The organism is Streptomyces tanashiensis (assembly GCF_014648895.1).
GTDB classification, from domain to species: domain Bacteria; phylum Actinomycetota; class Actinomycetes; order Streptomycetales; family Streptomycetaceae; genus Streptomyces; species Streptomyces tanashiensis.
Window position 1 is genome coordinate 18,186 of the sequence record NZ_BMRZ01000004.1, and the last position, 12,451, is coordinate 30,636.

13 protein-coding genes are annotated in these 12,451 nt (G+C 73.7%); 9 read left to right on the forward strand and 4 right to left on the reverse strand.

What is annotated here, in order from left to right; translation table 11 throughout:
- The first annotated feature begins 49 nt into the window (after positions 1–49).
- Both IE237_RS15800 and IE237_RS15805 read left to right on the forward strand, forming a co-directional pair.
- Positions 50–280 carry an acyl carrier protein gene (locus IE237_RS15800; RefSeq protein ID WP_189802613.1) on the forward strand — a complete coding sequence of 77 codons (231 nt, stop codon included), beginning with the start codon at positions 50–52 and terminating at the stop codon, positions 278–280.
- A complete protein-coding gene (locus IE237_RS15805; RefSeq protein ID WP_229842700.1) occupies positions 267–944 on the forward strand; it encodes a 4'-phosphopantetheinyl transferase family protein in 678 nt (225 codons plus the stop codon). Before IE237_RS15800 ends, IE237_RS15805 begins: the two co-directional genes overlap by 14 nt.
- On the opposite strand, the gene IE237_RS15810 is transcribed toward IE237_RS15805, so the two are convergent.
- The gene (locus tag IE237_RS15810) at positions 904–1,602 is read right to left on the reverse strand and encodes a hypothetical protein (protein WP_189802614.1); all 699 of its coding nucleotides are present in this window, start codon (positions 1,600–1,602) and stop codon (positions 904–906) included. The genes IE237_RS15805 and IE237_RS15810 overlap by 41 nt on opposite strands.
- Before the next feature lie 228 nt (positions 1,603–1,830).
- Here IE237_RS15810 and IE237_RS15815 point away from each other — a divergent pair, with 228 nt between their 5' ends.
- Together IE237_RS15815 and IE237_RS15820 are read left to right on the forward strand one after the other, a co-directional pair.
- A complete protein-coding gene (locus IE237_RS15815; RefSeq protein ID WP_189802954.1) occupies positions 1,831–2,883 on the forward strand; it encodes an AI-2E family transporter in 1,053 nt (350 codons plus the stop codon).
- A 108-nt stretch (positions 2,884–2,991) separates the two neighbouring features.
- Positions 2,992–4,641, forward strand: coding sequence for a glycosyl hydrolase family 8 (locus IE237_RS15820; RefSeq protein ID WP_189802615.1), 1,650 nt, complete (start codon positions 2,992–2,994; stop codon positions 4,639–4,641).
- On the opposite strand, the gene IE237_RS15825 is transcribed toward IE237_RS15820, so the two are convergent.
- Positions 4,618–6,342 carry an FAD-dependent monooxygenase gene (locus IE237_RS15825; protein ID WP_189802955.1) on the reverse strand — a complete coding sequence of 575 codons (1,725 nt, stop codon included), beginning with the start codon at positions 6,340–6,342 and terminating at the stop codon, positions 4,618–4,620. The genes IE237_RS15820 and IE237_RS15825 overlap by 24 nt on opposite strands.
- 167 nt (positions 6,343–6,509) lie before the next feature.
- Between IE237_RS15825 and IE237_RS15830 the strand changes: the two genes are divergently transcribed.
- The 5 genes from IE237_RS15830 to IE237_RS15850 all read left to right on the forward strand — a co-directional run bounded on the left by IE237_RS15830 (position 6,510) and on the right by IE237_RS15850 (position 10,432).
- The gene (locus tag IE237_RS15830) at positions 6,510–7,184 is read left to right on the forward strand and encodes a 4'-phosphopantetheinyl transferase family protein (RefSeq protein WP_189802616.1); all 675 of its coding nucleotides are present in this window, start codon (positions 6,510–6,512) and stop codon (positions 7,182–7,184) included.
- 50 nt (positions 7,185–7,234) lie between these two features.
- Positions 7,235–7,594, forward strand: coding sequence for a hypothetical protein (locus IE237_RS15835; protein ID WP_189802617.1), 360 nt, complete (start codon positions 7,235–7,237; stop codon positions 7,592–7,594).
- An 81-nt stretch (positions 7,595–7,675) separates the two neighbouring features.
- Positions 7,676–8,176, forward strand: a complete 501-nt coding sequence (locus IE237_RS15840; RefSeq protein WP_189802618.1) for an SAM-dependent methyltransferase — start codon at positions 7,676–7,678, stop codon at positions 8,174–8,176.
- A 58-nt stretch (positions 8,177–8,234) separates the two neighbouring features.
- Complete coding sequence (locus IE237_RS15845) at positions 8,235–8,912, forward strand: response regulator transcription factor (protein WP_189802619.1); 678 nt, start codon at positions 8,235–8,237, stop codon at positions 8,910–8,912.
- Complete coding sequence (locus IE237_RS15850) at positions 8,909–10,432, forward strand: sensor histidine kinase (RefSeq protein WP_189802620.1); 1,524 nt, start codon at positions 8,909–8,911, stop codon at positions 10,430–10,432. The genes IE237_RS15845 and IE237_RS15850 overlap by 4 nt, the downstream gene beginning before the upstream one ends.
- On the opposite strand, the gene IE237_RS15855 is transcribed toward IE237_RS15850, so the two are convergent.
- The gene (locus tag IE237_RS15855; protein ID WP_189802621.1) at positions 10,395–10,907 is read right to left on the reverse strand and encodes an SgcJ/EcaC family oxidoreductase; all 513 of its coding nucleotides are present in this window, start codon (positions 10,905–10,907) and stop codon (positions 10,395–10,397) included. The two genes, IE237_RS15850 and IE237_RS15855, sit on opposite strands and share 38 nt — an antisense overlap.
- A gap of 142 nt (positions 10,908–11,049) precedes the next feature.
- A complete protein-coding gene (locus IE237_RS15860) occupies positions 11,050–12,450 on the reverse strand; it encodes an MFS transporter (RefSeq protein ID WP_189802622.1) in 1,401 nt (466 codons plus the stop codon).
- Position 12,451 lies beyond the last annotated feature (1 nt).

Here is a 12,451-nt window from a genome sequence, read left to right on the forward strand (position 1 = left end):
TCCGGACCCGCACCACCGCACACGACACACAGCAAGGAGCGTCACCCCCATGGACCCCATCGCCGCGTGGCTCCACGAGAAGAACCCCGGTCTCGACGGGCCGATCGCCGCCGACGAGGACCTCATCGAGGCCCGGCTCATCGACTCCATGGACTTCCTGGAGTTCATCGACCTCCTCGAAGAGCTCTCCGGCAGCTCCATCGACCTCCAGGAGGTCACCATCGACGACTTCCGCACCATCGGCCGCGTCCAGGAGCGCTTCCTGAGTGCCGCCACGTGATGCCCCGCCGGTGACGGCCCTGGCCGTCGTGGCGACCACGCGGGAGGTCCTGGACCACCCCGCACTGCACGACGGGCTGCTCGCGCCCTGGGAACGCCGCCGGCTCGACCGGATACGGGTGCCGAGCCGTCGCGACGACGTCCTCGCGGCCCGCCTCCTCGTCCGGCTGTGCGTCGCCCGGTTCACCGGACTCCCTCCCGAGGCGTCGGGCCCGGACCAGTACTGCGACGACTGCCGGCGGTACGGGCACGGGCGTCCGTACCTGAGCCGCCGGCCCGCGCTCGGCGTCAGCCTGAGCCACGCCGACGGTCTCGTGGCGGCGGCCGTCGGCCCCGGTCCGGTCGGCGTCGACGTGGAGCCCGCGGCGCGCAGACCCGGTCCCCTTCCCGTCCTGCGGAGGCTCCTGCCCGGGGTCGAGCTGCGCGAGGCGGCGGCCGGACCGGACCCCGACGCGGCGCTGCTCCGCCTCTGGGTGCGCGGCGAGGCCCGGTTCAAGGCGGGCGCACAGGAGGGCCTGCGGCTCCTGGACTGGGCCGACCGCGAGCGGGCGGCCGTCGCGGCGGTCGCCGTCACCGGCCCGGTCGCCGTCACCGGCCCGGTCGCCGTCACCGGCCCGGTCGCCGTCATCGCATGCGGGGACCCAGTGTCCGGACGACCTGGGTGAGGACCTTCTCGCTCCAGTTCCGTTTCGACGCCGGGTACTCGCCGACACCGTCCGCGGTGGACATGCCGCCCACCTCGAACTGGTAGGGGCCCTGATGGCAGGTGGGCCCGTCCGAGACGTCCGGCAGGAAGCAGCCGTCGGTGCCGAGCGAGGTGCCGAGGTCCCGGAACTCCTTCTTGTACGTGCCCTCGCCCGCCCGCTTGCGCGCGTCCGCGAGGTCCTCGGCGTAGTTCCGCTCGACGAGTTCGGGATCGGCGATCGCGGTGAAGGTGACCTTGACGCTGCTGTTGTGCTCGCTCTCGTACGAGGACGGCAGCCCGAACCTGAACTCGCAGCCGCCCGCCGGGACGTCCCCGGTCGTGCCGGGAGCGGACTCGGACAGGGGGTTGAAATTGATGATCGTGACCTTCACGGGGTCGCGTGCGAAGTCGCTCGCCTGCGGGAGGACCGCCCGGATCTCCGTGTCGCTCAGCACCTCGCAGGCGTTCGGCCACTGAGCGAGCGGCAGCGAGCCGTTCGCGGCCGGTCGCGCGGCCAGCTTCGGGCCCGACGGCTGCGCCGTGCCGAACTCCAGTGGCGGCGGCGCGCTGTCGCAGCCCGCGAGCGTGAGGGGCCCGGTCACGGCAAGGAGGAGCCACCACCGGTTCAGTCTGGACACGTCACGTTCCCCCGAAAGTGAAGACGCCGGATGCGGGGCCCATTCTGCCCGCGGGCGCGGCACGGCTGCCGGGTCTTCTCCCCATGGCCGCTGTGATCCTGACGACACGCCGGCCCCGTTCCCACAGGGCTCCCCGCGGGCACCGGACGGCCGAATGACGGGACCGGGTCGGGCGAATCCCGGCCCTCGGGCGTGGCCCGGCGTGCCGGCGGTGGTACCTCGATGGCCATGCAGCCAGGCACACCCCCGACGGTCACCCCCTTCCTCCGCACGGCCGCCGCCTACGCGTGGCGGCTGCTCGTCGTCGGCCTCCTCGTCTACAGCCTGTTCGCGGTGCTCGGGCGCTTCCACGAGATCGGCGTGGCCGTCTTCCTCGGCCTGGTGATCACCGCGCTGCTCCGGCCCGTCGCCGACGTGGTCGCCCGGGGCATGCCCCGCCCGCCGGCGGTCGCCCTCACGCTGCTCGGCAGCATCGCGCTCGTCCTCGGAGTCCTCGCACTGGTCGGCGAGGCGGTCGCGGGGGAGCGGACCACGCTCGTGCGCGAGTTCCGGGAGGGTGTCGGGCGGATCGAGGACTGGCTGGAGCGGCCGCCGTTCCGCCTCGCCCCGGACGCGCTCTCCGGCGTGCAGTCCCGGATCGGGCAGTTCCTCTCCAGTCACCGTTCGACCCTGCTCAGCGAGGCGATGAGCGGGGCCGGTCATCTGGTCGCCGTCCTCACCACCCTGGCCCTCGGCCTGTTCTCCGCCGTGTTCTTCATCCACTCCGGGGACCGGCAGTGGGCGTGGTTCCAGGAGCAGCTGCCGGGTGCGGTACGCGACCGCGTGGGCATCGGCGGGCGCGCGGCCTGGCGCACCTTCACCGGCTACACGCACGGCATCGTCCTGGTGGCCGCCGTCAACGCGGTCCTCGTCGGCGTCGCCCTCTGGCTCCTCGGGGTCCCGCTCGCCGTGCCGCTCGCCCTCCTCGAGTTCCTGGCCGCCTTCGTCCCGCTGATCGGCTCGCCGATCGCCCTCGCGGTCGCCGCCGTCGTGGCGCTCGCCTCGCAGGGCCCGCTGGTGGCGGGGATCGTCGTGGCCCTGATCGTGGTCATCGGCCAGATCGAGGGGCATCTGCTGCACCCGCTCGTCATGAGCTGGGCGGTGCGGCTGCACCCGCTGGTGGTGGCCATCTCGGTGATCGCGGGCTCGATCGCCGCGGGCATCGTGGGCGCGGTGGTGGCGGTTCCGCTGGTCTCGGTCGTCTGGTCGGTCCACACGGCGCTGCGGGCCGCCCGCGGCTGAGTTCCCCGCTGCGGGGGGTCTTGCGCGGGGCGGGCGGCCTCTCTACTCTCCGGGCCAATGGTTAGGAATACTTCCTAACCATTGGCCATGGAGGGAAAGGGAGTTGACATGCGTCGACGAAGCGTCACGCTTCTCGGGCTCACAGGTCTGCTGGCGTTGCCCCTGACGGTCATGCCGCAGGCGCAGGCCGCCGACGGCCTGGTGTCCGGCGGAAAGGCGGTGACGGCCTCGTCCGTCGAGACCTCGGCCTTCGGGCCCGGCCTCGCGGTGGACGGCAGCACGGCCACCCGCTGGGCGAGCGCCGAAGGGGTCGACCCGCAGTGGATACGGATCGACCTCGGGGCGAACCACACGATCTCCCGGGTGAAGCTCAACTGGGAGGACGCGTACGGCAGGACGTACCGCATCCAGACCTCCGCCGACGGTTCCACGTGGACCGACGTCTACTCCACCACCGCCGGTGACGGGGCGACCGACGACCTCACGGTCTCCGGCAGCGGCCGGTACGTCCGGATGTACGGCACCGGCCGCGGCACGCCGTACGGCTACTCCCTCTGGGAGTTCGAGGTGTACGGCGTGCCCACCGGCGGCGGCGGGGGCGGCGGTGGACCGGCCGTCCCCTTCGGCAGCCACCTCAGGCCGTACACCGCCGGCACGCTGAAGCCCTCCGGCACGCAGGCCGTCCTCGACCAGAAGGTCGTCGAGTACTACAACAAGTGGAAGGCCGCCTTCGTCCGGCAGAACTGCGGCAACGGCTGGTACCAGATCATCTCGCCCGACGCCGACCACCCGTACGTCGCCGAGGCGCAGGGGTACGGCATGGTCGTGACCGCCACCATGGCGGGCGCCGACCCGGACGCCAAGAAGATCTTCGACGGACTCGTCAAGTGGAAGATCGACCACCCGTCCTCGGTCAACCCGAACCTCCTCGCCGCCGAACAGGACACCGCCTGCAAGAGCGTCAACGGCGGCGACGGCGCCACCGACGGCGACATGGACGTGGCCTACGGCCTGCTCCTCGCCGACAAGCAGTGGGGCAGCGCCGGCACGTACAACTACAAGGACCTCGCGCTCAAGCACATCGCCGCCATCAAGAAGGACGAGGTCAACCCGACGACCAAGCTGCTGAAGCTGGGCGACTGGAGCGGTTCGGGCGACCAGTACTACTACATCTCCCGCACCTCGGACTGGATGGCCGACCACTTCCGCGCCTTCCGTGCGGCCTCCGGCGACACCACCTGGGACGCGGTGCGCGGCGCGCACCAGACGCAGATCTCCCGCCTCCAGTCCACGTACGCCTCCGGCACCGGACTCCTGCCCGACTTCGTCGTCGACACCAACACCACGCCCAGGCCCGCCCCGGGACAGGTCCTGGAGGACCCCAACGACGGCGCCTACTGGTGGAACGCCTGCCGCACGCCGTGGCGCATCGCCGACGACGCCGTGACCAGCGGCGACGCCACCTCGCTCGCCGCCGCCCGGAAGCTCAACGGCTGGATCAAGACGAAGACCGGCGGCGACCCGAACAAGATCGCCGTCGGCTACAAGCTCAACGGCACCCCGATCTCCTCGGGCAGCGAGGCCGCCTTCTTCGCCCCCTTCGCCGTGGCGGCGATGACCGACCCGGGCAGTCAGGCCTGGCTGGACGCCCTGTGGAACAAGATGCTGGTGACCCCCGTCGACACGAGCAGCTACTTCTCGGCCAGCATCCAGCTCCAGGTCATGATCACGGCCTCAGGCAACCACTGGGTTCCGTAGGCCGGTGTCCCGCCGCACGGACAGGGCACTGAGCAGACCGCTCAGTGCGGCGGCGGTACCGACCAGCGGGAAGCGGGCGCCGAGCTGACCGTCGGGACGGACGACGAAGCCGGTGGCGCCGCCGGGGAGGTAGAGCCGCGCGAACTCCCCGGCGGCATCCCGGTAGACGGGCACGGACGGCTCGGCGGGCCCGGCGGAGTCGTCCGCGTCGGCCGCGAGGATCACGACGGCCGTGAGGCCGCCGAACGCCCGCGCCGCCGCGGCCGCCCCCGCCAGCTCGGCCCCGTCCGAGCCGTACAGGAGCACCACATGTCCCGGGCGCCCCCGCAGCACGTCGAGAAGACGCATCGGAAAGGCGGCGATCGGCGTGGTCAGGCCCGCGCAGTCCGGAGCCCGGTCGCCCGGCTGGGGCGCCTCCGGCGGACCGTACGGGGCGCCGGAGAGCGGACCGCCCCGGTAACCGACCAGCAGCTGCGCCTCCCGCAGGAGCACCGTCCGACGGTCCTCGGGGTCCGCCTCGATCCCCTGCGCGGCGTGCCGCACGGTCCGGCCGACGACCTCCTCGCCGACCGGACGGCGCTCGGTGTCGTACGTGGCGAGCAGCTCGGGCCCCGCCTCGCGCCGCACCACGAGGGCGAGCTTCCAGGCCAGGTTGCAGGCGTCCTGCACCCCGGTGTTCATGCCCTGGGCGCCGGTGGGCGGATGGATGTGCGCCGCGTCGCCCGCCACGAAGACCCGGCCCCGCCCGTAGCGGTCGACGATCCGGTGGCTGATGCGGAAGACCGAGGACCAGCGCAGTCCCGACAGCCGCGCCGGGCGCGGCGCGAGACGGTCGACGACCGCCTGGAGGTCGGCGAGCCCGGGGACACGGCCCGCCTCCGGGCCGTGCGCCACACCGTCCGGCGCGGCCGGGGCCGCCCCCGGGGTCGCGGCGAGCTCCGCCGGGAGCCTCATCGACATCCGGTAGCGGCCCGCCCCCGGCAGGGGGATGCACACCAGCACGTCGCCCGTGGAACCGTCGGCGGCCCGCCGGCTGGAACGGATGCCGTAGCCGGCGGGCAGGTCCCAGTCGGCCACGACGTCGCCGAGCATGTACTCCTCCTGGAACGCGCCGCCCTCGTAGGACAGGCCCAGCGTCTTGCGGACCACGCTGTGCGCGCCGTCGCAGCCGATCAGGTACGGGACGCGCAGCTCCTCGTCGGCGCCGGACGGCGCCCGCAGCCGCGCGGTGACCCCGTCCCGGTCCTGGGTGAACGACACCAGTTCCGTGCCGCGCTCGACCACCGTCCCCATGCGTGCGACGTACTCCTCCAGGAGCCGCTCCGTCTCGTACTGCGGCAGCGCGGCGAAGCCGTACGGCACCTCCGGCGGCATCGTGAGCTCGATGCGGTCCTGCTCGCGCCCGTCGACGTAGAGGAGCTGGCCGCGCAGCGGCACGGCGGCCTCCAGGACGGCCCGGACGAGGCCCATCCGGTCCCAGAGCTCCAGGGTGCGCGGCTGGATCCCGACCGCCTTGGCGTACGGCAGCCGGGCCGGCAACCGGTCCACGAGCCGGCAGTGCACACCGTGCCGGCGCAGCTCGGCGGCCGCGCTCAGGCCGACCGGGCCCGCGCCCACGATCAGGACGTCGGTGGTGGTGCGGTGGTGCGCCACGAGTGCCTCCAGCCACTGGCTCGCCCCCGGCGGGATCCCGTCTCCCATGGTCACCCGCGGCCACCGCGTCGGCGAGCGGTACGGCCGTCCGGGGGACCCGGCGAGCGGGGCCGGCCGGAGGGAGCGCCGGTCGGGGCCGGTACTGTCGCGGCCATGCTCGAACTGATCACTCCCGCCGCCCGGCCGCGACCCTCCTGGCCGGAGGCGCACGCCGAATGATCGCGGAACTGCTGCCGGAGGCCGTCGTCTCGGTCTGGCGGCGCGACGACACGGAGCCCGTCACGCTCTTCCCCGAGGAGGCCGCCGCCGTCGCGCGCGCCGTCGTCGGGCGGCAGCGCGAGTTCGCCACCGTGCGGCTCTGCGCACGGCTCGCGCTGCGCCGCCTCGGCCTGCCCGAGACCCCCCTCGCCCCGGGCGCGCGCGGCGAGCCGCCCTGGCCGCAGGGCGTGGCGGGCAGCATGACGCACTGCGCGGGCTACCGGGCCGCCGCCCTGGCCAGGACCGCGGACGTCCTCTCGCTCGGCATCGACGCGGAACCCGCCGCACCCCTGCCGGAGGGGGTCCTCGACCAGGTGTCGCTGCCCGGGGAGCGCCGCCACCTGGACACGCTGACCGCCCGCACCCCGGGCGTCCCCTGGGACCGGCTGCTCTTCAGCGCCAAGGAGAGCGTCTTCAAGACCTGGTACCCGCTGACCCGGAGAGAGCTCGGATTCGACGAGGCGTCCGTCGCGTTCGAGCCGGCGCCGGACCCGCGGGGCCACACGGGCGCGTTCACCGCCCGGCTCCTCGTCCCGGGCCCGGTGGCCGGAGACGCCCGGCGCGACCACTTCACCGGACGCTGGCTCGTGCGCGAAGGACTGGTGCTCACCGCGATCGCCCTGACCCGGTAGCCGTCCGGGCGTACGGAACCGGACGGCGCCCGCCGGCGTCCGTCCCGGGCATGAGCGAGAACCCGTCACCGGAATCGCACGACCGCGCGGAGAGCGCCGTGGGCTGCCTGCTCGCCGTCGTCGGCGTCGCGGTCGCGGGCGCCTTCGCGCTGCCCCGGGCCGCGTACAGCATCGACGGCGGCTTCGAGGCGCACGCCCGGGACTGGGGCGTGATCCTCGTCGACCTGCCGCTCATCCTCTTCGCCGGTCTCGTCGTCCCCCCGCTGACCTGGGCGGCGGCCGTCCGACGGTTCCGGCCGTGGACGGCGGCGCTCGTCTGCCTGGCGGTCGCGGGCCTCGCGCTCTGGGGTCTCGCGACCTGGTGGCATCCGCGACAGGGCCCGGACCCGGGGTACGGGCCCGGCATCTGACGACCCCTCGCCGAAGGGGTACCGTGCCGGAGCCCGCCCCGCCGGGGGCGCGGCCACGGCCACGAGAGGACGCGGAACCGCATGGCACAGGAGCACGCAGAGCAGACGGAACACGCCCCGGGCACGGTCGTCTCACGCCCCGTCGCCCACGTCGTCGGCGGGCGGGGAGAGGTCCGGGACGACGAGTGGGGGGACGTCGAGTCGATCGTCCGCCTCGACGCGGAGGCCTTCGGCCCCGAGGCGCTGGCCGGTCTGGACGCCTTCTCGCACCTGGAGGTCGTCTACCACTTCGACCGGGTCGGCCCCGACGCCGTCGAGACCGGCGCCCGGCACCCGCGCGGCAACGAGGAGTGGCCGCTGGTCGGGATCTTCGCCCAGCGCGGCAAGAACCGCCCCAACCGCCTCGGCGTCTCCCGCTGCCGACTGATCCGCACCGACGGTCTCGACCTCCACGTGCGGGGCCTGGACGCGGTCGACGGCACACCCGTCCTCGACATCAAGCCGTACATGACGGAGTTCGGCCCCCAGGGACCGACCGAACAGCCCGCCTGGGCCGACGAGATCATGCGCCACTACTACTGATCCCGCAGCCGCTCCCCGGTGGTGAACCGGCGTACGGAACCCGAACTAGGGTTGCCCCGTGCGTGTACTGCTGGTGGAAGACGACGAGCCGGTCGCGGAATCCCTGCGGCGCGGGCTGCTGCGCTACGGGTTCGAGGTGGAGTGGGTCACCACGGGGACGGCGGGCCTCGCCGTCACCACCCCGTACGACCTCGTCCTGCTCGATCTCGGCCTGCCCGACACCGACGGGCTCGACGTCTGCCGGGCGCTGCGCCGGCGCGGCGACGTGCCGATCATCGTGATCAGCGCCCGCAGCGACGAGACCGACCGGGTCGTCGGCCTGGAGATCGGTGCCGACGACTACGTGTCCAAGCCCTTCGGCGTGCGCGAGGTCATCGCCCGGATCCGGGCCGTGATGCGCAGGGTCCGGCCGACGGACCAGCCCACGGGCCCCCAGCGGTACGGTGCCCGGCTGAGCGTCGACCGCAAGGCGGCACGCGTGTGGCTGGACGACGCCGAGGTGGCGCTCACGCCCAAGGAGTACGACCTGCTCGCCTTCCTCACGGAGGAGCCGGGCGCGCTGATGTCCCGCGAGCAGATCATGGAAGCCGTCTGGGACGCCAACTGGTTCGGCCCGACCAAGACTCTCGACGTCCATGTGGCGGCGCTGCGGCGCAAGCTGGCCGGGGCGGTGACCGTCGAGGCGGTCCGCGGCGTCGGCTTCCGCCTGGTCGTGGAGCCCGTGGGCCGCCCGTGATCAGGCGTCTCATCCTCAGCTACGTGGCCCTGGTCGCCGTGGCGCTCGCCGCCTTCACCGTGCCGGTCGCCTTCACGCTCACCGCCCAACTGCGCGGTGACACCGAGGAGTCCGTACGCCGTGAGGCCACCACGATGGCGCTGCTCCTCGGGGACGGCGACGCCCCCGCCCGGCAGGCGCTCGCCCGGATGGCCGGAGCGTACGCCGACGAGACGCCCGGCAGGGTCGAGGTGGTGGCCGCCGACGGCCGAAGCGCGGTGGAGCCGCTGCCCCTCCCCGCGCACCCGGACGACCCGGCGTTCGGCGCGGCGCTGAAGCAGGGCAGGACCACGGTCGACTGGGGGTCCCGGCTCGTCTGGGGACCGGAGTTGGTCGTCACCGTGCCCGCGTTCGCCCGGCGCGAGGCCTCCGCGGGGGACACCCGGGGCCGGGCCGAGCGCGAGGACGGGCGCCAGGGGGAGGGCGGGGCCGAGGACGAGGCCGCGGGGGAGCCGGCCCCGGCGGAACACATCGTCGGCGCGGTGCGCGTCCGGTACGCGACCGCCGACCTGAGCGACCGGCTCTGGCGCATCTGGGGCTTCCGGGCGATCCTCGCCGTCGGCGTGCTCGCGGTCGCCGCCGGACTCGGCGCGATCGTCGCCCGGCTGCTCACCAAGCCGCTGCGCCAGCTCAACGACATGGCCAGCCGGTTCGGCGACGGCGACCTCACCGCCCGCTCGCCCGTCACCGGCCCCCAGGAGACCCAGACCCTGGCCCGCACCCTCAACCAGGGCGCCGAACGCCTCGACACCCTCGTCGCCTCGCAGCGCATCTTCGTCGCGGACGCCTCGCACCAGCTGCGGACCCCGCTGACGGCGCTGCGCCTCTCGCTCGACAACATCGCGGACGGGGTCGACGACGAGTTCGTCCGCGAGGACGTCGACCAGGCCACCGCCGAGGTCGTCCGGATGAGCCGTCTGGTCAGCGGCCTCCTCGTGCTCGCCCGCGCCGAGGCCAAGGTGTCCGCGCCGGAACCGCTGGCACTGCGCGAGCTGGTGGAGGAGCGGCTGAAGGTCTGGCGGCCGGCCGCCGACGAACGCGGCGTGACGATCGTCCTCACCGGCGAAGCCGACGACCTGCCGCGCGTGCTCGCCGGGCCCGGCAACCTCGACCAGGTCCTGGACAACGTGCTCTCCAACGCCCTGGAGGTCTCCCCGGACCGGGGGACGATCACGGTACGGGTGGAGACGGCCGGCCCGGAGGAGGCGGTCCTGGAGGTCCTCGACCAGGGCCCCGGCATGTCCGCCGCCGAACAGGCCCGCGCCTTCGACCGGTTCTGGCGCGGCCAGGGTCTGACCGGCCGCTCGGGTTCCGGCCTGGGGCTCGCCATCGTCAAGCAGCTCGTCACGGACGACGGCGGTGGCGTGGCCCTGCGGGACGCGCCCGGCGGCGGACTGTGCGTGCGGATCGCGCTGCGGACCGCGGCCGAGGGACCCCGGTGGATCAGCCCTCGGCCGGGAGCACCGAGGAGTGGTGGTTGACGATCAGCCACCTGCCGTCGCGCTTCTCGTACACGTAGGTGTAGCGCGCCTCGACCGGCTTCGTGACACCGGTCTTCGGGTCGGTGAGGTGGAAGCGGTACAGACCGGCGTCGATCGCCGAGTTCGCGTCGAGGATCTCGATCTCCGTACGGATCTTCTCGCCCCGCGGCTTCTTCTGCAGGAAGTGCGCGAAGTAGTCCGCTATCGCCGCGTGGTCGGTGCGGATCCGAGGCGAGGCCGTCGGCAGCAGGACGGCGTCCTCGGCGTACAGATCGGTGACCCGCTCCGGGTCGCCCGAGCGCAGCGCCGCGTTCCAGCGGTCGAACAGCGCGGCGATCTCCCGCTCGCCGGTCTTGACCCGCCGGTCGCCCTTCTCGCCGGCCTGCGCCACGCCGACGCCGACGGCGAGGGTGCCGAGCACCGCCACGGTGACACCGCCGGCGAGGGTGGCACGGGTACGGGACATGCGCTTCATCAGAGGCTCCTGCTTCGAGTGAACGGGCTCCGAACGCCGCTGCGTTCGGGTGCTGCCACTCTCGCCGCGCGCGATGCAGCCCCCGTACAGCGGACGTCAAGCACCCGGCCAAGACTCGGGAAAGAAGACGCCTCCGGAAAGGCTAGGAGGCGTTCTGCAGCCGTGCTCCCGCCGTGCGCGCCACGACGAGGAGGAAGAGTCCGCACGCCGCCACGATCAGCCACCCCGGGCGGGTCGCGGCGGCGAGAGAGGCCGGGCCCGCGCCCGCGACGAGTCCGCCGGCGACGGCGATGCCGACCGCCACACCGACCTGGCGCGAGGTGGACGTGATCGCCCCCGCCACCCCTGCCCGGGACGGCGGCAGACCGCCGACCGCGGTGTTCGTCAGGGGGGCGTTGGCGAAGCCGAACCCGATGCCGGTCAGCAGGAAGGCGAGCAGGATCAGGGACACGCTCGTGTCCCCGTCCAGGCCCACCAGACAGAGGCCGCCGGCGGTGGTGAACGCGCCCGCGAGGAGCAGCGGACGCCGCGGTCCGGCACGGCCCACGAGGACGCCGGACCACGGCGCGCACACCGTGGCCCCGAGCGCCATGGGCAGGGTCGCGGCGCCGGCGGCGAGAGGAGTCCAGCCGCGGGCGTTCTGGAGGTAGAGGGTGCTGAGCAGCAGGGTCACGTTGAGGGCGACGAAGACCGCCGCCGCGCCGAGCACCGCCGTGACGAACGGCGGCCGGCGGAACAGACCGAGGTCCATCAGGGGTTCGTCGCGCCGGAGTTCGACCCGCACGAAGCCCGCCGTGGCCGCCGCGGTCAGAGCGTAACCGGCGAGGGCCGCGGGCGACGTCCAGCCGATGCGGGGGCCCTCGATGAGAAGCCCGACGGTGAGGCAGAGCGCCAGGGTGAGGAGCGCCTGGCCGGGCAGGTCGAGACGGCGGGCGCGTGCGCCGCGGGACTCCGGCACGAACAGGGCGACCAGGACGAGGGCCAGGACGACCACCGGCGCGTTGATCCAGAACACCGACCGCCAGCCGAACGCGGCGATGAGCGCCCCGCCGGTGACCGGGCCCGCCGCCATGCTGAGCCCGAACACCGAGGCCCACACGCCGATCGCGCGGGCCCGTTCCCGGGGGTCGGGCATCGCGTTCACGACGATCGCCAGGGCCACCGGACTCAGCATCGAGGCCCCGACGCCCTGCACGGCCCGGGCGGCGACCAGGACGCCGAGGGAGGGGGCGAGGGCGCACGCGAGGGAGGCCAGGCCGAAGACGGTCAGCCCGTACCGGAAGACGCGGCGGCGCCCGAGGCGGTCGGCGAGGGCGCCGGAGACGATGAGCAGACTGGCCATGACCACGGTGTAGGCGTCGACGACCCATTCGAGACCGCGGGTGCCCACGTCGAGGCCCCGCCCGATCTCGGGAAGCCCCACGTTGACGATGGTGGCGTCGACACCGACCAGGAACATGCTGAGCGCGCAGACCGCGAGCACCGTCCAGCGCTGGCGCGCGGTGAGCGGGGTGGGTGGAGCGGCCAGGGATGTCGTGAGCACG